At 54.8% G+C, this 19,151-nt stretch carries 16 protein-coding genes; 7 read left to right on the top strand and 9 right to left on the bottom strand.

The genetic code is table 11. From position 1 onward, the window contains the following. Window positions 1-858: 858 nt before the first annotated feature. Genes GOV38_RS18060 through GOV38_RS18035 form a run of 6 tightly spaced genes read right to left on the bottom strand, consistent with a single transcriptional unit; the run spans window position 859 to window position 8,008 of the window. Window positions 859-2,229 carry an FAD-dependent oxidoreductase gene (locus tag GOV38_RS18060; RefSeq protein ID WP_217352103.1) on the bottom strand — a complete coding sequence of 457 codons (1,371 nt, stop codon included), beginning with the start codon at window positions 2,227-2,229 and terminating at the stop codon, window positions 859-861. Continuing rightward, on the bottom strand, window positions 2,210-3,076 hold the full coding sequence (locus tag GOV38_RS18055) for an oxaloacetate decarboxylase (RefSeq protein WP_171208097.1): 867 nt from the start codon (window positions 3,074-3,076) through the stop codon (window positions 2,210-2,212). The genes GOV38_RS18060 and GOV38_RS18055 overlap by 20 nt, the downstream gene beginning before the upstream one ends. Then, entirely contained in the window at window positions 3,073-3,693 is a 621-nt protein-coding gene (locus GOV38_RS18050) for a cysteine hydrolase family protein (protein WP_171208096.1), read from the bottom strand. Before GOV38_RS18050 ends, GOV38_RS18055 begins: the two co-directional genes overlap by 4 nt. Next, window positions 3,694-5,754, bottom strand: coding sequence for a hydantoinase/oxoprolinase family protein (locus GOV38_RS18045; protein ID WP_171208095.1), 2,061 nt, complete (start codon window positions 5,752-5,754; stop codon window positions 3,694-3,696). Then, window positions 5,751-7,445: a hydantoinase B/oxoprolinase family protein gene (locus GOV38_RS18040; protein ID WP_171208094.1), complete on the bottom strand. Its 1,695-nt coding sequence runs from the start codon at window positions 7,443-7,445 to the stop codon at window positions 5,751-5,753. The genes GOV38_RS18045 and GOV38_RS18040 overlap by 4 nt, the downstream gene beginning before the upstream one ends. Continuing rightward, window positions 7,442-8,008 carry a tautomerase family protein gene (locus GOV38_RS18035; protein WP_171208093.1) on the bottom strand — a complete coding sequence of 189 codons (567 nt, stop codon included), beginning with the start codon at window positions 8,006-8,008 and terminating at the stop codon, window positions 7,442-7,444. Before GOV38_RS18035 ends, GOV38_RS18040 begins: the two co-directional genes overlap by 4 nt. 146 nt (window positions 8,009-8,154) lie before the next feature. Here GOV38_RS18035 and GOV38_RS18030 point away from each other — a divergent pair, with 146 nt between their 5' ends. The 7 genes from GOV38_RS18030 to GOV38_RS18000 all read left to right on the top strand — a co-directional run bounded on the left by GOV38_RS18030 (window position 8,155) and on the right by GOV38_RS18000 (window position 15,006). After that, window positions 8,155-8,958 (top strand): GntR family transcriptional regulator, encoded by an 804-nt coding sequence (locus GOV38_RS18030; protein ID WP_171208092.1) that lies wholly within the window; start codon window positions 8,155-8,157, stop codon window positions 8,956-8,958. Beyond that, complete coding sequence (leuC, locus tag GOV38_RS18025; RefSeq protein WP_171213026.1) at window positions 8,955-10,361, top strand: 3-isopropylmalate dehydratase large subunit; 1,407 nt, start codon at window positions 8,955-8,957, stop codon at window positions 10,359-10,361. The genes GOV38_RS18030 and leuC overlap by 4 nt, the downstream gene beginning before the upstream one ends. After that, window positions 10,361-10,972 carry a 3-isopropylmalate dehydratase small subunit gene (gene leuD, locus GOV38_RS18020; RefSeq protein WP_171208090.1) on the top strand — a complete coding sequence of 204 codons (612 nt, stop codon included), beginning with the start codon at window positions 10,361-10,363 and terminating at the stop codon, window positions 10,970-10,972. Before leuC ends, leuD begins: the two co-directional genes overlap by 1 nt. A gap of 93 nt (window positions 10,973-11,065) precedes the next feature. Next, complete coding sequence (dctP, locus tag GOV38_RS18015) at window positions 11,066-12,079, top strand: TRAP transporter substrate-binding protein DctP (RefSeq protein WP_171208089.1); 1,014 nt, start codon at window positions 11,066-11,068, stop codon at window positions 12,077-12,079. 62 nt (window positions 12,080-12,141) lie between these two features. Next, on the top strand, window positions 12,142-12,642 hold the full coding sequence (locus GOV38_RS18010) for a TRAP transporter small permease (RefSeq protein WP_170523474.1): 501 nt from the start codon (window positions 12,142-12,144) through the stop codon (window positions 12,640-12,642). Next, complete coding sequence (locus tag GOV38_RS18005; protein WP_171208088.1) at window positions 12,642-13,949, top strand: TRAP transporter large permease subunit; 1,308 nt, start codon at window positions 12,642-12,644, stop codon at window positions 13,947-13,949. The genes GOV38_RS18010 and GOV38_RS18005 overlap by 1 nt, the downstream gene beginning before the upstream one ends. A 355-nt stretch (window positions 13,950-14,304) precedes the next feature. Further along, a complete protein-coding gene (locus tag GOV38_RS18000) occupies window positions 14,305-15,006 on the top strand; it encodes a hypothetical protein (protein ID WP_171208087.1) in 702 nt (233 codons plus the stop codon). A gap of 304 nt (window positions 15,007-15,310) precedes the next feature. Here GOV38_RS18000 and GOV38_RS17995 read toward each other — a convergent pair whose 3' ends face one another. The 3 genes from GOV38_RS17995 to GOV38_RS17985 all read right to left on the bottom strand — a co-directional run bounded on the left by GOV38_RS17995 (window position 15,311) and on the right by GOV38_RS17985 (window position 19,085). Further along, a complete protein-coding gene (locus GOV38_RS17995) occupies window positions 15,311-16,366 on the bottom strand; it encodes a serine hydrolase (protein WP_171208086.1) in 1,056 nt (351 codons plus the stop codon). A gap of 339 nt (window positions 16,367-16,705) precedes the next feature. Beyond that, window positions 16,706-17,131, bottom strand: a complete 426-nt coding sequence (locus tag GOV38_RS17990) for a hypothetical protein (RefSeq protein WP_171208085.1) — start codon at window positions 17,129-17,131, stop codon at window positions 16,706-16,708. Window positions 17,132-17,729: 598 nt separating this feature from the next. Further along, window positions 17,730-19,085: a polysaccharide biosynthesis/export family protein gene (locus GOV38_RS17985; protein ID WP_171208084.1), complete on the bottom strand. Its 1,356-nt coding sequence runs from the start codon at window positions 19,083-19,085 to the stop codon at window positions 17,730-17,732. Between the last annotated feature and the right edge of the window lie 66 nt (window positions 19,086-19,151).

The following is a 19,151-nucleotide window of genomic DNA, read 5'->3' as shown; positions in this document are numbered from 1 at the left end:
GTGTCGTAAAATATCTTCTGAACTTATCGCGCTTAGGATTTTCAATACTCTCGATAACCGAGGTCACCCAAATTGAAAGCGACAAGTGCTCGATGTGGCGAGAATATTCTAAGCATTTGTCGACGTTTAGATCTTTGGTCGGAGCGAGAGGATTCGAACCTCCGGCCCCTGCCTCCCGAAGACAGATTTAGCCGCTTTGTTTTTGTAATATTCTTGTTTTTCCCATGTTTTGTTCTCATAACTTTTGATCTTTTTCGATTGTTAGTGTGCGTTCTCACAGTTTCCGTCCCCCTGCCGAAGCAGCGAGAACCGCGTTCTTTTGATGTGCTGGATGATGATGGGCGTATACTTTGAGAAGAGTGTCTTGGCTACCGACCGCAGCGAACGGCTGCTTTGAGCCCAAAGGTGACCTTCCCGCATTACCTTTGAGTTAGCGAGAAGCAGCCTAGATGGGGAATTCGATTGGGTTTTTTTGGCGTTTCGGTCGACACAGATTGAGCCGCAATCTTACACCAAACACAAGCGCATGATATGCTTGGGAGCCGGGGTTCTAAAGTCACTAAACGTCAACGGTCAAAGTTGGGTGATCAGATATACACAGTGGGTAGAACGCATCTTACGTCGTCCGGCCTTCTGATCCATCGGCGGCGGGTTCCGCCCAAGTCGCGGACACTGTGTGCAAGTCTTCGTGAAAACTCGACCGCCGAGCAAGGCTGGCAGTTGCTTCGCGTTCTGCAACCATGTCATTGCCTTCAGACCAACCTATTCTTCCGAACACCATCAAACCGCCTTCGAACGTTTAGCTCCCAGACAGAACGACACCACCGGTTCCGATAGTTAGAATGCACAAATTTGGCATCACGCACTCAACCCAGCTATGCGACCCAACACAACGGCACTCAGCAAGCCATTTCCGGAAAGATACCCGCTGTCCCCTTTGCCCGACACACCAACAGCCGCGCCGCCGCCTGCATAAAGATTGGTGAATGCGGAACCGTCCTCTTTGAGGACGCGCGCAGAGGAATCAACGCGCAAACCGCCTTGGGTGTGGAATAGGGCCCCTGTGACGCGGACGCCCATGTAAGGTGGCGCCAAAGGTGGCGGTTTGAAAGACCGGCCGAATTGATCCGTGCCGCCAATGGGGATTTCTCGTATTGTTTGCTCCAAAGCCAAAGATGGTAGGCCTAGCGCCTTCGATAGGTGTTCGATTGTATCAGCGGATCGGATCGCACCTGTCTCCTCCGCGCGCTTGAAATCCTCGAACTGGCGCGCAACGGCAGCAATGCGGCCGTCAAAGATGGCGAAGGCTTCTCCGTCGGGCTGCGCCAGCACCGCGCGGGCGGCCTCAGAATAGCCTTGTGACTCGTCCCAGAAACGATGACCGTCGCGGTTCACCTGTATGCCGCCTTCGGTAATCACCGCCCAGGTTATCAGGATTCCATTTGGGTGCGCGACATTACCATGGCCTTGGTATGCCCCCAGGTTTTGCAGCCCGGCACCCAGCCCCTCTGCCCACAGAACAGCCTCGCCTCGGTTACCGCTATGCCCGAACCACAATGCATCTTCGATTTGCGGCATATGCTCGGAAACGAGGGCGGGGTTGCCACCAAAACCGTTGCAGGCAAGGATAAGCCGGTCGCAGGCAATGGTTTCCACTGTTGCGTCCGGGCCTGTTACGGCAACACCTGAAATCTGGCCCTGATCCCGATAGAGCGTTGTCGCGCGGCGATTGCAGATGATGTCCAAACCTTCTCGCTCGCAGGCGTTGCGAAGCGCGTCGATCAACTCTTGTCCCGAGCGTGTCGGCAGCCCGTGCATCCGACGGCGCGAGTGACCGGGGTAGTCAAAATCCGCGACAACCGAGAAGGGCAGGGCGTGGCGTTCAGACAGCCAGTCGATTACTTCCGCGGCATTGCTGGTCAACAAATCGACCAGCGCTTGATCGTTTTCGCTGTGGGCCTTCGACTGAATGTCGCTGGCAAAGAGTACCGCATCGTCCATGATCCCCGCGGCTTGTTGAACTTTTGTGCCAGAAGCAGGGATCAACCCGGCGGACAACGCGGTTGAACCGCTTGGAACCGGATCGGCTTCGATCACCAGCACGTCCTGTCCCGCCTCGGACGCCGACAGGGCCGCGACCAGACCGCAAGCCCCTGCGCCGATGATCAGGGTACCGGTCTTCAGATCAAACCGATCGGGTGCAACACTCTCAACCTTTGGCGTCATCATAGCGGGCCCCGGCATCGAGCATCTCGGCGGTTCCGATGACTTCGTTCAGACCGCCGAAGTCGAACATGTTCTGTGCGAAGGGCTTGTTCGAGCCATTCTCTGCCAGGCTCTGATAATAGGCCTGAGCGGTTTTGGCCAAAGCCCGGACGATCCCGCCGGGGAAAATGACGATGGAATAACCCTGAGCCTCTAGATCGTTAGCACCAAGTATCGGGGTCGCGCCGCCTTCGACCATGTTCGCCAACAGGGGAACGCGTGGGGCAAACTGGTCAGCGATGGACGTCAGCTGTTCGCGGCTTTGCGGAGCTTCGAGGAAGAGTACATCCGCACCAGCTTCAAGATATGTTTCTGCGCGCTCGATAGCTGCGCTGAAACCCTCAACGGCGATGGCGTCCGTGCGGGCAATGATTAGCATGTCACTTCTGGCGCGCGCGTCGGCCATCGCTGCTATCTTTCCAGCCATTTCCTGCTTCGGGATAAGGGATTTGTCCGACAGATGACCGCAGCGCTTCGGAAAGGTTTGATCTTCGACTTGCAGTGCGGACGCACCGGCTCGCTCATATAGTCGCATGGTACGCTGAGCGTTCAATGCGTTTCCAAAGCCGGTATCGGCGTCGATGATAACGGGTAACGAGACCCGATCGGCAATCAGCGTCATCGTGTCCGCCATCTCAGACGCCGTGGATAGCCCGATATCGGGACGGCCAAGTCGCGTGTAGGCAACAGCCGCGCCGCTCAGATATAGCGCCTCGAAGCCAGCTTTTTCAGCCAGCGAAGCCGTCAAACCGTCATACACGCCCGGTGCAACCAGAATTTCTTTCTTTGCCAGTCGGGATTTAAGGCTCATTTGACTCCCTCCAACCAGTTCAATATTTGATCGCAACTTCGCTGATGCGTGACGGTGCCCAGTGAGAGGAGTGTTGCGTCATGAACCTCTTGCCGAAAGGCGGCACATCCGTCTGTCAGCATAACGGTGTCGATATCCCGCAAATGCGCATCGCGCAGAGTTGAGGCAACGCCGCCATTGGTCACGATGCCCCCAACGATCAGGTTCTCGATACCCAAAGCGCGCATCAGATATTCCAGCCGAGTCTGATAGAAGGCAGAGTAGGTAACCTTTTCGATGACGAAATCGCAGGGTTGCAACGTATCGACCAATCTGTGACCAAACCCGCCCGGCGCGAAGTCGCCCTTGGTCAGGAACGGACGCAATTTCTTCAGGTGTGGCGCAATCAATGGCTCACCGTCCTGGTCGGGTACAAGTGTGAACTGCGCCGAAAAATAGCGTCCGCCCGCGGCTTGCAACTTTCGCGCTAAGGGCGCGATGCGTGCGGGAAGGGCCGCGATTTCTTGCGCCGACTGGCCAGCCCGGCCATAAGCTCCGTCAGGATGAATAAAGTCGTTCTGAAGATCGATGGTCAGCAGCGCTGTCTGGCGCGGATTCCAGGTTTCTGGTTCGCTCATTCAGTCGTCCTCCCGTGGTTCGATAGTCGTGTTGCCAAAGGAGTCCACGCGCCCTTGAAAATCCGGTTCGATCAGGACGGTTGTGTCCGGTTGGGTCAGAATGGCTGGACCTTTTACTAACGTGCCAACCGGAAGCGACAAGCGATCATAGATGGCTGTGTCATGCCAGGCATCTCCGAAGTGAACTTTCCGCGTCGACGAGGGCGTGGCACTGCCTTCTGTTGCCGGAGCAAGTGAAGAAAGATCGAATTTCGGTCGCTTGCCCGTTACAGCACTACGCAGATTCAATATGCGCCGCACGCCGTTTTTCAGCAGTCTTCCATAGGTGGCTTGATAGGCCGTATCGAAGGCCTCTTCGATTTCGGCTTTGCTGGGTGGTGTAACCTTGCCATCTGTCATCGTAACAGTCAGCGCCACCGGCACGGTATGCGTTTGACCGACATAGGCCATGTCCAGCTCGAATGAGATCTCACGCTTGTCGAAGGTGGTCCGCGATGCGTCAAGCAGCGCCATACCCTGGTCCACGTGCTCTTGCATGAACGCGCCCAAAGCAGCTTTGTTCAACTGCGTGACCAGTGTGTTGATCGTCTGTACAAAATCTTGCCGCATGTCGGCGATCACACAACCTAGTGCCGAGGTGACACCCGGATAACGCGGAACGATTGCGCGGGCGATCCCCACTTCGGCCAGCATAGCTCCTGCGTGCAAAGCTCCGCCACCGCCGAACGGCATAAAGGCAAAACGTTTGGGGTCAAAGCCGCGCTCGATGCTTACAAGACGGATCGCTCCGGCCATACGGGAATTGGCGACGCGCAGGATAGCCTCGGCGGCCTCAAGCCTGGACAAACCGAGCGGTTCGCCGACGTGGATGTCGATTGCTTTGCCAGCGGCCTCCACATCCAACCTTTCCAGTTTGCCACCGATTGGGTTGTCCGGATCGATGCGACCCAACACGACATTGGCATCTGTCACCGTCGGGCGATCATTTCCCAGACCGTAGGCAACAGGACCGGGATTTGATCCAGCGCTTTCAGGGCCGATATTTAACAATCCACCCTTATCAACCCAGGCGATTGACCCTCCGCCTGCTCCGATTGTTGTTATTTCGATCATCGGGCTGCGCACAACCATCCCAAAATCGATGGAGGTCTGGGCTGACAACATCGTCTGCCCCTGTGATATCAGCGAGACATCAAAACTGGTGCCACCCATATCCCCCGTGATCACATTGTCGAAGCCAGCAGAGTGTGCAATGTAGCCTGCAGCAATCACACCCGCCGCCGGACCCGACAGTGCCGTACGCACCGGAAGGCGGGACGCGGTGTTGACCCACATGACCCCGCCATTGGATTGCACGATCATGAACTCGCCATCGAACCCGCCGGATTGCAGAGCGTTTTCCAGGCGGGTAAGATAGCCTGAGACTTCGGGTTGCAGATAGGCATTCAGCGCCGTGGTAGAGAACCGTTCGAATTCACGAATTTCCGGTAGGATTTCTGACGAGGCTGACACATGCGGGTTCGGCCAAATCTCGCGTACGGCGGCGACAGCGGCGGCTTCGTTTTCAGGGTTGGCATAGGCATTGGCGAACAGGATTGCGATGGCTTCGCATCCTTGCTCTTGCAATTGCTCCGCCGCTTTGCGCACGGCAACCAGATCGACAGGTGTGCGAATGGTGCCATCCGCCAGTGTACGTTCCGGCACCTCCAGACGGTCGCGGCGATCCACAACGGGTTCGAAATCGCCGCGCAATCCCCAAGTGCGCGGCCGGTCCCTTCGGCGCATCTCCAAGACGTCCCGCAGACCTGCAGTACAGATCACACCTGTCTTGGCCCCTTTGCGTTCCAGCAGAGCATTTGTGCCCGCCGTGGTGCCGTGTACCACTACTGAGATCTCGGACAGATCGTCGACCTCGCGCCCGATCCCGTCCAGGAAACCACCTGATTGATCCGGGCGTGTGGTTGGAACCTTGGCGACGGTTGCGCTCCCGTCTGCTTCGTTCAGAACAAAAACATCCGTGAACGTGCCCCCCACATCCACGCCGATCATACGTCCGGTCATGGCGCAACCTCCCGCCATGTGGTGCCGTAGACCTGATCCGCCTGTTCTGCACTCACAAGACCCCGAGCCACATCTTTGGCGATCGCTGCAGGAGCGCGGTGGCCCGCAGCGCCATAGCCGCCACCGCCGGGTGTTTGAAGGCGAACCGCTTGTCCTTGTTTCAATTCGATCCCTCTCATTTTTGAAACCAGTGGCGGTGCCTTCCACCCATCGTCTTGTTCATACGTGAAGATATTCATGGCCCCGTCTCCACCGTCGGCGATACCTTTCGGCGCGAACTTGCCGCGTTCGCCGAACAGAAACGCCTGAGCGCCGTTTTCCTCCAGAACTTCAATTTCATAGACAGCCCCAAGCCCCCCGCGATGCGCACCTGTACCTGCGCTGTCGGGGCGCAGAGCCCACTGGCGGAACATGACCGGATAGGCGGCTTCAAGAATTTCCATCGGCGGGATCGTCGCCGTCGAGATCGGAGCGTTACCGTGGTTCAGCCCGTCGCTCTCGACCGAGCCGCCGTGCCCCCCACCATAAAAGCTGAACATCACCCATGGCTGTCCGTTTGAGCGTTTTCCGGCGATAGAAAGCGCATTGATTGTCCCATAAGCGTTGGCGACAACCCGATCCGGTGCGGCGTTGGCGAAGGCAGAGAATACAACATCGATCATTCGCAGAATGGTTTCTGTGTATCCACCTGTCGGGGCAGGGAACTCTGCCGCCAATAGACTGTCTTCGGGCACGATAACTTCGATGGGACGCATCACGCCGGCGTTGGCAGGCAGCGCCGGAAAAACGTGTTTAACAGCCACATAGGCGGTTGCAACGGTCGTGGGGAGGGCGATGTTCACAGGCCCGGCGCATTGCGGAGACGAACCCGTGAAATCAAGCACCATTTGATCGCGTTTGATCTCAAGAGCCAGTTTGATGCGAAGCGGATCGTCTGTGATACCGTCATTGTCCAGGAAGTCTTCGGCTTCCCACCGACCGTCCGGCAAGTCCTGCAGCTCAGATCGCATAAGCACCTCGGCCCGATCGCTGAGCGCCTCAAGAGCGGCTGAGACTGTTTCGGCATCATATTCGTCCAGTAACTCGTCCATCCTACGGACCCCAAGATCCAGTGCACCCAGTTGTCCGTTCAAATCCCCCGTCGCTGATTGAGGTAGGCGGGTATTACGCAGCAGAATGTCAATAATGTCCTGGCTAACCTCTCCTTTGCGCGCCAGTTTTACCGGCGGCAGAACAAAGGCTTCCTGGAAAACTTCGGTCGCAGCGGGGTTGTAGTTTCCCGGCACCGCACCGCCTACGTCATGCCAGTGCCCAACCGACGCGAGATAGCAGAACAACTTGCCATCACGGAAATAGGGACGCACCAAACGCATATCAGACAAATGTGTTCCGCCGATATGTGCATCGTTGAAGATATAGATGTCGCCGTCTTCCAGATCCCCGTCAGCCGCGGCCTTTTCAATCACCGCTTTCACGGCAAAAGACATCACACCCACGAAGATCGGCAGCCCGGACTTACCCTGAACAAGAGTGTCGCCCGTTGTTGCAGAATACAGACCATGGCTGGCGTCATGCGCCTCGGCAATGATCGGATTAAAGGCCGCTCGAAATAGGGTTGCGTCCATTTCGTCGGCGATCTGTTCCATGCGGCCTGCAAGTACAGAAAGGGTAATTGGGTCAATCTCGCTCATGCCTGCGCCCTTGTTTCTGCAATGTCATTCCAGACATCCTGACGTGTGATCAGATCGTTCTGAATCTCGAACCGGTCAATGAAGCGAATGCCTTCGAATGCTGAACCATCGGTCCATTCACCGGACAACGTTCCCCGGCAGTAAACGATCGCAGCGTCGCCATCGCTTTGCATTGCGTCGAACCCCTCGTAGGTTTTCGCGATACGGCGATACCGGTTTGCCGCCCAACTCCTGAGGTCCTCAAGATCTCGCATGGGCGCGGTTCCGGGAAACTGCATCACGAAGTCCGAGCTGAGCCTTTTCCGGGCGCTTTCAAACGCGCGATCACTCGTTTCGGCCAGGAAGGCGCGCACGATGTGCTCGGGGTCTTGTTTGGCCCGAGCAGGATGTCTGCTCTTGCCGCCGCGATAGTAGTTCTGGTCTGAAATATCGTGGATCACGACGGTCACAAGCTCTGTCGCAGCAGGCACTACGAATCGCACAGCATTGGTCAGCGCCACGCCAAGTCGTTGTTTTTCTTTCGCGCTATAGCCCTCGATCACATGCAATTCGACGATCGGCATGCAAAAGCTCCTCCGATTATTGTATTATCTGTAATACAGGTTGATAAATAATTGTAAGACTATTTTTCGAGAAGCAATAATACTAAAGCTTGATTTTCCAAGTTCCGGTTTTACGATTGAAGGTGCTGTGAAGGGGGAATCAACGGGTGAACAGGATCAACGCGGTCAATCTACCGGACGGGACCAAGGCGCAACGCGTCTACCTGCATCTGCACGATCAAATCACCGAAGGACGGCTTTCGGCGGGGGAAACCCTGCCCGGTGAGCAGCGGCTGGCCAAGAAATTCAGTGTATCGCGAGTGACAATACGACGGGCGCTGGACGCGCTTTCACGCAATGGCCTGATCGAGCGTCAGGCGGGTAGTGGTACCCGGGTTTCAGGCCAGTCCACCCTCGGTGCACCCGCAGCGATGGATTTCAATACGCTCATGCCGCAGCTGGTCGAAATGGGGCAGAGCACAACCGCGCGGCTATTGTCCTTTTCTTACGGCAAAGCTCCAGAGGTGGTGGCGAAGGCCATGGGGCTTCCGAGCGACCATCAGGTGCAGATCGCAACGCGGGTGCGTCTGACTGATGACGTCCCGTTTTCGCATCTGACGACCTATGTGCCGGCTGTGATTGCGCAGAACTACTCGGAAAGCGACCTCGCCACGACACCGCTGTTCAAACTTCTGGAACGCAGTGGCGTGCAGATTGAGCAGGCGCATCAGACCGTTTCCGCAACGTTGGCGGGGCCTGACGTGGCTGAGGCATTGGGCGTTGCTGTCGGCTCAGCTCTGCTATCGCTTAAGCGCATCGTTCGCGATGTCGAAGGAAATGGGGTCGAGTATCTTTCTGGCCTCTATCGTTCTGACATGTTTCGGCTCGAGATGCCTTTGGCGCGTGTGGGAACCGGTTCATCCCGGCATTGGGAGCCCGCGATCGGACGCAGCGAGGAGACCGGGAAATGAGCGCACCGCGCACCATGCTCGACAAACTCTGGGCCTCGCACGAGGTTCTGAGGCGCGAGGATGGTGTGTCGCTGCTTTGGGTTGACCGCCACTTAGTGCATGAAGGGTCGCATCATGCCTTTGCCAAGCTGGCAGAGCGCGGCTTATCCGTGGCTGAACCTGCTCTCACCTTTGCGGTTGCAGATCATTACGCGCCCACAAGAAACCGAGACCGGATTGCCGATCCAAAGATCGCCCGGATGATCGAAACCTTGCGGAACAACGCGTCGGACCACAACATCAGACTTTTCGATCTCAGCGACCCGTCGCAAGGCATCGTTCACGTAATCGGGCCCGAGTTGGGTCTGACATTGCCCGGGCTGCTTATCAATTGCGGGGACAGCCACACATCCACTCACGGGGCATTTGGCGCATTGGCTTTCGGGATCGGGGCTACAGAGGTTGCGCATGTGTTGGCGACGCAGACGGTCTGGCAGCGAAAACCCAAGGCCATGCGAATAAGCGTCGAAGGTCGCTTGGGATTTGGCGTCACTGCCAAGGACATCGCCCTGAACTGGATAGCGCAATTGGGCAGCGGCGGTGCGCAGGGCCACGCGATTGAGTATGCAGGACAGACAATTCGGAATCTGTCGATGGAGGGGCGCATGACACTGTGCAACCTCTCAATCGAAGGCGGGGCGCGGTTTGGCATGGTTGCGCCGGATGAGGTCACGTTTGCCTATCTTGAAGGACGCGAATACGCGCCTTCGTGCGCAGATCTGCAAAGAGCGCAACAGGCGTGGCGGGGCCTGATCACGGACGAGGGGGCCGTTTTCGAACACGAGGTTAAGCTGAGCGCAGCTGACATCGCACCAACCGTGACGTGGGGCACCAGCCCGGAACAGGCCCTGCCCATAACAGCCAACATCCCCAGTCCAGACGCCACTGATCCAGCAAAGTCAAATTCAGCACAAGAAGCTTTGGAGTACATGGCGTTGAGGCCGGGGCAGCCTTTGGACGGTATCACGGTGGATCAGGTGTTTATCGGCTCCTGCACGAATGGGCGGATTGAAGATCTTCGCGAGGCCGCTTTGGTGTTGTCTGGGCGCCAGGCGCGTGTGCCGGGGCTTGTCGCGCCCGGTTCAGCGCGGGTAAAGGCGCAGGCCGAAGCCGAAGGGTTGGACAGGATATTCCAAGATGCCGGGTTAGAGTGGGCCGCGTCAGGTTGCTCTATGTGCGTTGGCATGAATGGCGACGTTGTGGCCGAGGGCAAGCGCTGCGCATCCTCAACCAACCGCAATTTCCGCGGACGTCAGGGGCGCGGCGCGCGAACGCATTTGATGTCCCCGGCGATGGTCGCCGCAGCGGCCGTAACGGGTACAATTACGGACGTAAGGCCGCTTTTGCAGGGCAGGGCGGCGTGATGGCGGGGTGGAGCACTCAACAGGGGCAGGCCCTGGCACTGGCGTTCGATAATATCGACACGGACCAGCTGATCCCGGCGCGTTTCATGTCAGTCCCGCGTAGTGAGGGGTATGGCTGCTATCTGCTGCACGACATGCGGCGCGACCACAATGAACAGCTTTCTGCGGATTTTCCGCTGAACCGCCACGAGGGGATCAGCATTCTGGTCGCCGGGCATAACTTTGGCAGCGGCTCGTCGCGCGAGGCAGCAGTTTATGCGCTGGTCGACGCAGGCATTCGCGCGGTCATCGCACCCAGTTTCGGCGACATCTTCGCCAACAACGCCATCAACAACGGCCTACTGCCCGCTCGTGTCGACGCTGAGAAGGTGGCGCAACTGCAGCAGGCGCTGAAAGATGCCCCATACCTTGCGTCGATTGATCTGACCGAGAACCGCCTGACCCTCGGGGACATAACAGCGACCTTTGAGCTGGACGAAGGATGGCGTGTGAAGCTGATCAACGGCTGGGACGACATCGATCTGACCCAGCAACATACGCAGGCGATCAATGCTCATAGGGATAACCGCAACAAGGCCGCCCCTTGGGCCTGGCCGAACAAACCGGAATAGGACAAGTCGCGCAAAGACGACGCAATACGGGTCAAGAGACCTGAAATTAGGGGAAACCAGGAAAATGCCCCTGAAACACGTGGAGGAATAACTATGAAGATGAACGCATTGGCTGGCCTTTTGGCAGGGGCCGTGATCGTCGCCGGAACGGCCAAAGCCGAAGAAACGATCTCGGCGGTTCACGCCTTTCCCGAAACGCTGATCTATACTCAAAGCTTTCTGGACTTTGTCGGCAAGGTTAACGAAGCGGGCAAAGGGGTCATTCAGATAGACGTACGCGGCGGACCGGAAGCCATTGGCATGTTTCAGCAGCCCGATGCGGTGCGCGATGGGATCGTTGACATGGTTTACACTCCGGGCTCGTTCTACGGTGGTGCGCTGCCCGAGAAAGACGCGATGGTCGCGTCGAATCTGACCGCAATTGAAACCCGCGAAAATGGCGGAACGGAACTGATCGATCAGATTCACCAAGACAAAATGGGCCTGAAATACCTCGGCTGGTTCGACAGTGGCGTTTGCTACAACCTTTGGACACGCAACGAGCCCAGTTTCGATGCTGACGGTAATCTGGAAGTCGAAGGGCTGAAATTGCGCGGCAACAACGTCTATAACGCTTTCTTCACCAACTATCTTGGTGCGCAAGTGATCGACCTGCCCACGGGCGAAGTATATTCGGCCCTACAACGTGGTGTTGTTGATGCGACAGGCTGGACCCAGATTGGCCTGATCGACCTGAAATGGAACGAGTTCCTGAACTACCGCATTGAGCCATGCTTCTTTTCAACCGATCTCGGCGTCATCGTGAACCTAGACCGGTGGAATTCGCTTTCTGAAGAGGCGCGCACGATCCTGCAAGACGTTGCAATACAACACGAAAAAGACAGTGTCGAAGCCCTGCGCAGCAAACGCGACGAAGACTTTGCGGCCCTTGACGCTGCAGGCATGACGGTTGTCAGCCTGGAAGGTGAGGCAAAGGCAAATTACCTTGCGGCGGCCCGAGAAAAGACATGGGAACGTATGAAAGGCCTGATGGCTGAACAACCCGGTGGCACCGACAATTATGATCGCCTGATCGAGCTGTTCTACAATCTCGACGCTGCTAACTAAGACCACAGACAGGCCCGTTCCATACTGGCGGGCCTATCACTTTTCGGGGCAGAGCAAGCGGGATGATGAAAAGGATCTATGACGGAGTGCTGTTTGGCATGGCCATCATCGCTGGCCTTTTGCTGGTTTGGCTAATGCTGTCCGTCATCACGTCAGTTCTGATGCGAAATGCCGGGCTGCAACCCTTTGCATGGCTATTTACATCTGCCGAATATGGGCTTTTGTACATGACCATGCTGGGTGCGCCCTGGCTGGTTCGGGAAAAGGGCCACGTCCACATCGAATTGGTGACGGCTGCGCTGCCAGTTGGTTTGCGCCGGATTGTCAGCCGAACGGTGGCAGGTGCCTGCGTGCTGGTCTGCCTGATCCTCGCCTGGCAAGGGGCTGATCTGGTCCTGACGAATATCGAGCGCGGGGACTATGACACCCGTGCTTACTATTTCCCCCGATGGATGCTGACTATCGCCTTTCCGCTATCGTTTGGAATGATGGTGATCGAGTTTTCGCGCTTTGTCTTCGGACCCGAGCTGATGCACAGCGGAGAAGCAGGGATACACGAATAATGGAGTGGTACGAAGCGCTTGCCCTGCTGCTTGGATCAATTGTGTTCCTGATGGCCATCGGAATGCCCGTGGCCCTGGCTTTTCTCGCAGCCAATATTCTGGGCGCCTGGATTTTTATGGGGGGTGAGCGAGGCGTCACGCAACTCCTTAACAACGGGTTGGGCGCATTAACCAAATACGCGCTGATGCCAATCCCGCTATTCCTGTTGATGGGCGAGATTTTCTTCCACACGGGGTTAGGTGGGCGCATGTTCAGTGCAATAGACAAGCTGCTTGGCCGTCTGCCGGGGCGGCTGAGTTATGTGACGGTTCTGGGCGGCACCGCGTTTTCAACCTTGTCAGGGTCGTCGATGGGCTCAACCGCGCTTTTAGGATCGCTCATGGTGCCCGAAATGAACCGCCGCGGATACAAATCATGTATGAGCATTGGACCAATTTTGGGAACCGGCGGTTTGGCGATCATCATCCCGCCCTCGGCGCTGGCGGTTCTTCTGGCCACGCTGGCACAGATAGACGTCGCAGCCTTGTTGATAGCCGGAGTCATTCCCGGTCTGATACTCGCCTTGTTCTACATCGGTACGATCTGGCTCCAAACTCGGTTGGATCCCGAGGCGGCTCCTGCGTACGACGTCGAGCCTATGTCGTTGGCGTACCGCCTGAAACTGCTCATGACTGAGGTCGTGCCGATGGTTGGTGTCATGGTCGTGATTATTGTCTTGATGATCCGTGGCTTTGTCACCCCATCCGAGGCAGCAGCGTTTGGCGCATTGGGCGTATTGATCCTGGCCGCGATTTTTCGCTGCCTTTCGTGGGAGGCGATCAAAAAGTCGGTCATCGGCGCTCTCAAGGTCACGCTGATGGCCTATTTGATCGTCTTCGGCTCGGCCACGTTCAGCCAGCTTTTGGCATTTTCCGGAGCATCGCGAGGACTGGTGAATTGGGCCATCGCGTTTGAACTTGCTCCATTGGCCATGCTGACGGTGATGTTCGCTGTCTTGTTGTTACTTGGCATGTTCATGGAACAGATTTCGATCATGTTGCTGACCGTGCCAATCTTCTTTCCACTGGCGCAGACACTCGGGTTTGATCCGATCTGGTTCGGTCTGATCATGTTGCTCTCGCTCGAGATCAGCTTCACCACACCACCATTTGGGTTGCTGCTGTTTGTGATGAAAGGTGTCGCACCGCCCGGCACAACGATGCGCGAAATCTACACGTCCGCATTCCCGTTTATTTTCTGCTCAATCCTGCTGGTCGTTCTACTGATCATTTTCCCAAACCTGGCTTTGTTCCTGCCGTCCTTGTAAGGCTGTTCTTTTGTGGAAGATGGATGAATGCCCTTGCGAAGGCCACAAATCGACAGTGCGGACGTTTTTTGCGACGGCGCACAGGCAAGACTCAGTAAGCAATCCGCGCTGAACTCGCTTTGAATAAATTCAATCGGCAGCTTTGTCCGCAGAGCGGTCTTTCATACATTGCACACCGAATGACTGCATTGAGCCCTAAGTTCAATTTTCTGCACCGTGCATCAATGCCGGAAGTGCATAAGAAAGCTGACGTTGAGTGTTCAATTCAAATCGCACCTTCTTCACTTTTTGGGTTGTGCTTTTGCTCCCAAGGGGTGTCTCATACAAATTGTAATGTTACAATTGGATCTTAGCCGTGTTCGACGCGTCGTCATACCTCGCGATCACATCGATTGCAGTCATCGGCACTGTTCACGTCTTCTGCGTGTCTTTTTACCGGAGATTCCCCGCCCTAGCAGGCTGGCTTTCTGATTTTTCATCTGGGATCGGACTTGGCTATGCTTTCCTTTTCTTACTGCCAAAAATCGGTGAATTGTCGGCCGATTTGGCTGCAAATGGGAAATGGGAAAACTCGCTGTTCGGTTATTCGCTCCTAGGATTTCTCATTTACTATTTGCTGGAAGCCAGTCGCGACACGGGGGCCGATAACAGGTTGTCGCTTGGCTTGGACACAGTGGCACTTGGCACCTATAACTGTTTGCTTGCCATTACCGTCATGCAAACCACGGGAACATCACCTGAGCTGTACGCTTTTGGAACGTTGGCCTATTCATTGCATTTGTTTGGGGTAAATATCTTTCTCTACAAGACCCACCCCGGACACATGTCTGGATGGCTACGCGCATACTTTGTCGTGTCGCTTGCAGTCGGCATATTGATCGGTCTCAACGCAGACAAAAGTAGCATGATCTATTCAATTGCGACTGGGTTAACAGGGGGTGTGATAATAGCTCTGTCACTTCGGGTTAAACTCCCCAGCTTGTCGGCGGTGAATACAAAAGCACTGTTGATTGGTGTGGTGTTTGCTGCGGTCGCAGTCGAGGTCACCCGGTACTAACCCGACGACACCGTTAAGTCTTTCCGTAGTATAAGCCGAGCGATTTGGCTCAGCCTACTAGATTAAGATAATCTGAAATTCATTTACTCAAAGTCTCTGCAATGCCTTTCATCGCAACCATAGAGTCCAGATACATAGGTGTGTTCTGAACTTCTGGTTGGCTTGATAGCTTCACCATAACCACATTGTCTTCCTGGTTCACGTACAATAGCTGCCCATAGACACCGATACCGTAGAACGCACCTTTTTCTCTATCTTTCACCCAAACTTGATTACGGTAGTGGAAGCCTTAAAACACCTCCGCTTATGCGCTTTTCTCATAAGCTGCGATCACATCGTCATTTGCTTGAATCGTGTCAGCTATCCAATCCGGAGGAATAACTTGAGTGTCGTTAACCTTTCCGTCGTCCAGCATCATTATGCCAAATCGCAAAAGGTCACGAGAGCTCGTAAATAACCCACCACTCGTTTGCACAATCCTATTGGGCCCTAGTTCGCTATATGCAGGGTCCTGAGCACCGATGCCCTGCCACAACTCGGCCAGTACATCCAGATAGCTTTCTCCAGTTGCCGACTCGATAACCATACCCAGCAGTGCAGATAGCACTGAACGGTAACTATAAACTTCACCGTCTTCTACCAAGGTCTCGCGATCACTCAGAGAAATCATGTACTTCTTAACGCCAGACTCTGTATCACAAACTTCTACTTTTTCTGAGAGGTCCTGACCAAACGCACAGAACAGATCACCGGCATCGTCTAAATAGCCGCTAGAAGCATCTTTCCAATCAACAGCAGCGGTCATATCAAGTAGATGTCTGACCGTTGTATTTTTGAATGCTGGGCCTTCCAACTCTGGCAGGTATTCGGTGATCAGCTTTTTAGGATCTAATTCTCCCGCCTCAACCGCCAGCCCTGCGGCCATACCCAACACTGTCTTGGTGATCGAGTGAATGCGGTGAGGCGTATCAGCCCTCATGCCATTGAAGTACTTTTCCGCGACCAATTTGCCATTGTGATAAATTAAAAAGCTATCGGTATGAGTTTGATGCAACCAATCGCTGGTGTTTTGTTCTTCATTATTGCTAGCTGTGAAAACAAAAGTCTCAAGCTCAGTTGGGTACGCCGCTTTTTCCAAAGTACGTACCCAATCTGACGGTGGAACTCGTGCCAATTCGCCAAAAACATTTGTGCCTTCAAATATCCATGGGCTTCTGTCTACAGATTCAACGGATTCATCCCAGAAATAACCAGCCTCTGCGCTTGCTGATTGCGTGGACGCAGTAAGCGCCGCACCGGAGGCCAAAAGAACGATAGCAATAGCGGAGGTCACTAACAGCTTGTTTGCATTTCTTTTCATTTTGGGGATCTCCGTCCGACTAGACAATCTCTAAGCAATCCAGACATGCTTCAGTTCTGGTGTCTAGCCCCTTGTGTTTGGGCTAGAGGCTGTCAGACGACTGTGAATTGCTGTTAGGACAGTTTAGATCCGCAAGCGGCAGATGGCAGATACTGTGCGTTGGTCGCCTAGAGCAATGCCCGCTTCGAACGCATCTCGGAGGACGTAAAGTTCGAAACGAAGGTCCGCTTCGGTGTGAGACCAGTCATAAGAAAGCGATGAGCATTAGGCGGCTTTGTACGCATAGCAGTCTTCCAGGTCGAGTGCAGCGAATGTCTACTTCGAGCCCAAAGCAGACTGTCAGCACCTTTCGATGGCGAAACAAGGTTCTTGCTCAGCACCGGGGTTTTTGGCTTTCCGATCTCTGATGCCTTCAAGCATCAAGTTGACCAACTCGACGTCATCGCCTCGAACGGAAATGAGCATGATGTGATCTTCCGACAGCCCTTTGTCCGGAAACTGTTCACCCGACGTTGTCGCAAGCTGGATGTAAACGCGCCCGAATTGCTCCCGATACTCATAGAAGTGTTCATGACCGTTGAATACGGTGTATGGCATATCGGACAGAGCCTCTTCGATGCGGTGAAACTCAGTGTTCTCTGCTTCCCAAGCGGGCTTGTGCGTAATCACGAAAGTGTGGCGAGCGTCATGATTAGCTGAAACAGCTTCGACGAAATAATCGCCCTGAGCCTTTCTGATGGCCCCTGTTACACGCTCGGTGCTCATCGCGTATGCGCGCCGAAAGCCCTGAAGTTCATACTTGGTTGCGAGCTCGAACCAAATTCTTACGGCCTGCGAGCCCCAGCAATTCGAGTGATCTCTGGATTAGTCTTGAAGTAATTAATGGCGATTGTTTGGTCATGCGCCAATGCCACGAGAGTACCCTGCTAGCCTCAATCTAAGTTCTTCTAACAAGACTGATCGACATGTGCTCCGAAAAGTGCTTTTTTTGTCTATCCAATCGAGGTCATAAAGTTTTCAAATGCGCGCTTCCGTCATCATAGTACCTCTCATTGCTTTGTTACTAGCTGCTCTTGCCGCAGTTATCTTTAAGACTTGGTTTGCGTTTGCACTAACCCTGTTTGTCATTGGTCCGCTTGTGGCTGCGATACTGATTGCGATCGTCGCAGCGCTGAAAGACAAATGAAAGAAATACCTGCAAACCACATCTCAGTTCGATTTCGCTCAGTTCTTTGACTCTACGGCGCGCAGTCACTCGGAGACAAAAAACACTTCAATGATTTCCTTGCCCTTGCTGCGTGACAAGTGAAGCCGCATCCGGCTGTCTAATCACTTCACTAGCTGCTCTTTGCGGTATTCCGGGTCAATCTTCACCTACAATCCGCACTTCGATCTGATCGCCGGGAAGCAACGGAGTGGACGCAGCCGGTGATATGGCTGTCCTTCCCTCCCGTAAGCTGAATATGGAAATGCTTTGCATGTCTTCCGGCCAGGCGTCAATCGCTTGGAAACCGATGTTTTCAACCAAGAGCCGCTCTTCAACAAGACGCCCATAATTTATCTGCTCCAGTTCAAGCTCGCTTCCAACTCGGCTAAGGTTTTCTAAGTTGTCCGCCCGCCGCCTGCTTAGCTGACGCGTTGCTTCACGTTCGACTTCAGCGATTTTTCCAGTAACTTCGACCAACAGACTGTTGATCTCAAGAAACCGACTGCGCGAATCCGCTGCAGCGCGCTCTGCATTTGCAAGTCTTGCAGACGTTTGGAGACCGCGTTCTTTCAACGTTAAGACGTCTTCCAGATCAGCCCTAGTCTGAGCAGCCCGGAGATCTAGTACTTCCAGGCGCTCCTTGAAAAGTCGTTGCCGCTCACCAAGCACCTCAAGCTCATTGTTCCAACCAGCTATCAATTCCTCCTGAACCTGCCGGTCTATGTTGAACAGTAGCGCTTCCTTCTCGATCAGTCTTGAAAAGAGCTTGGGCTCGAGACCAGGAATTCCAGTACCTTCTTCAATTTTCACTTCGAACTCTGAATCATCGCGGGCAATTGCCTCGAGACGTCTCATTGTCGCAACGAGGGAAGCTATCCGGTATCGGCTTTCGGCGAGTTGAGACGCCAAACTGACTCGCCGTTGGTCAAATTCCACACGGGACATCCCGGTCAAACGCAACCCGCCAGCCAGGCCGATCGCAGATGAAACTGTCAGTCCCGGGAAAAAGTCGTATCTCCCTGGCCTTTCAACATTGCCTGACACAATAATGGGAGCGTAACGCAACACCGCCATCGAGACCCGCGGTTCTTCAGATAGCCCACCTTCCCGAATTTTCTCTTCGGTCGCATCCTCTGCCTCATCGAGAGTTAGACCAGCAACTTTGACGCTGCCAAAATCTGGCAAACGTATTTGCCCGTTCAGATCGATCTGAACTTCCAACTGCCGGTCTGAAAAAACAGAATCCAACGTTACTACGTCGCCCGAGACCAGCCTGTAATTGTCAGCTGAATTCGCCAGAGCGAGGTTCGCACAGAGTATGGCAACCACCAGAGCGAAAAAGACCGGCAACGGTCCTTTCCGACTAAGATCGAATTGCAACGGTTTGGTTTCGCAATCTGATTTCACGGTTCTTTTCGATTGCGGTCCATGCGAAAATTTTTCAGGCACCACCCATAGTTCCTTTGCATTCCGTTTTGAACGTATTGAAAAAATTCTGGAAATCAAATCCATGTCCATTGTTCGTGTATAAAGATTAAGCGAGGCTTGCGCATGCATCGCTCATCCAAAACTTTGATC

Source organism: Ruegeria sp. HKCCA5839 (assembly GCF_013035585.1).
Taxonomy (GTDB): domain Bacteria; phylum Pseudomonadota; class Alphaproteobacteria; order Rhodobacterales; family Rhodobacteraceae; genus Ruegeria.
Note: the sequence above shows the minus strand (reverse complement) of the source record. Positions and strands in the feature narration are given on the sequence as shown.

Excerpts from the sequence above, each read along its gene's own strand:
- GOV38_RS18050 (WP_171208096.1), bottom strand. The coding sequence starts at position 3,693 with ATGAGCGAACCAGAAACCTGGAATCCGCGCCAGACAGCGCTGCTGACC.
- dctP (WP_171208089.1), top strand. The coding sequence starts at position 11,066 with ATGAAGATGAACGCATTGGCTGGCCTTTTGGCAGGGGCCGTGATCGTC.
- GOV38_RS18060 (WP_217352103.1), bottom strand. The coding sequence starts at position 2,229 with ATGATGACGCCAAAGGTTGAGAGTGTTGCACCCGATCGGTTTGATCTG.
- GOV38_RS18045 (WP_171208095.1), bottom strand. The coding sequence starts at position 5,754 with ATGACCGGACGTATGATCGGCGTGGATGTGGGGGGCACGTTCACGGAT.
- GOV38_RS17985 (WP_171208084.1), bottom strand. The coding sequence starts at position 19,085 with ATGGATTTGATTTCCAGAATTTTTTCAATACGTTCAAAACGGAATGCA.
- leuD (WP_171208090.1), top strand. The coding sequence starts at position 10,361 with ATGGCGGGGTGGAGCACTCAACAGGGGCAGGCCCTGGCACTGGCGTTC.
- GOV38_RS17990 (WP_171208085.1), bottom strand. The coding sequence starts at position 17,131 with ATGAGCACCGAGCGTGTAACAGGGGCCATCAGAAAGGCTCAGGGCGAT.
- GOV38_RS17995 (WP_171208086.1), bottom strand. The coding sequence starts at position 16,366 with ATGAAAAGAAATGCAAACAAGCTGTTAGTGACCTCCGCTATTGCTATC.
- GOV38_RS18040 (WP_171208094.1), bottom strand. The coding sequence starts at position 7,445 with ATGAGCGAGATTGACCCAATTACCCTTTCTGTACTTGCAGGCCGCATG.
- GOV38_RS18055 (WP_171208097.1), bottom strand. The coding sequence starts at position 3,076 with ATGAGCCTTAAATCCCGACTGGCAAAGAAAGAAATTCTGGTTGCACCG.
- leuC (WP_171213026.1), top strand. The coding sequence starts at position 8,955 with ATGAGCGCACCGCGCACCATGCTCGACAAACTCTGGGCCTCGCACGAG.
- GOV38_RS18005 (WP_171208088.1), top strand. The coding sequence starts at position 12,642 with ATGGAGTGGTACGAAGCGCTTGCCCTGCTGCTTGGATCAATTGTGTTC.
- GOV38_RS18035 (WP_171208093.1), bottom strand. The coding sequence starts at position 8,008 with ATGCCGATCGTCGAATTGCATGTGATCGAGGGCTATAGCGCGAAAGAA.
- GOV38_RS18010 (WP_170523474.1), top strand. The coding sequence starts at position 12,142 with ATGATGAAAAGGATCTATGACGGAGTGCTGTTTGGCATGGCCATCATC.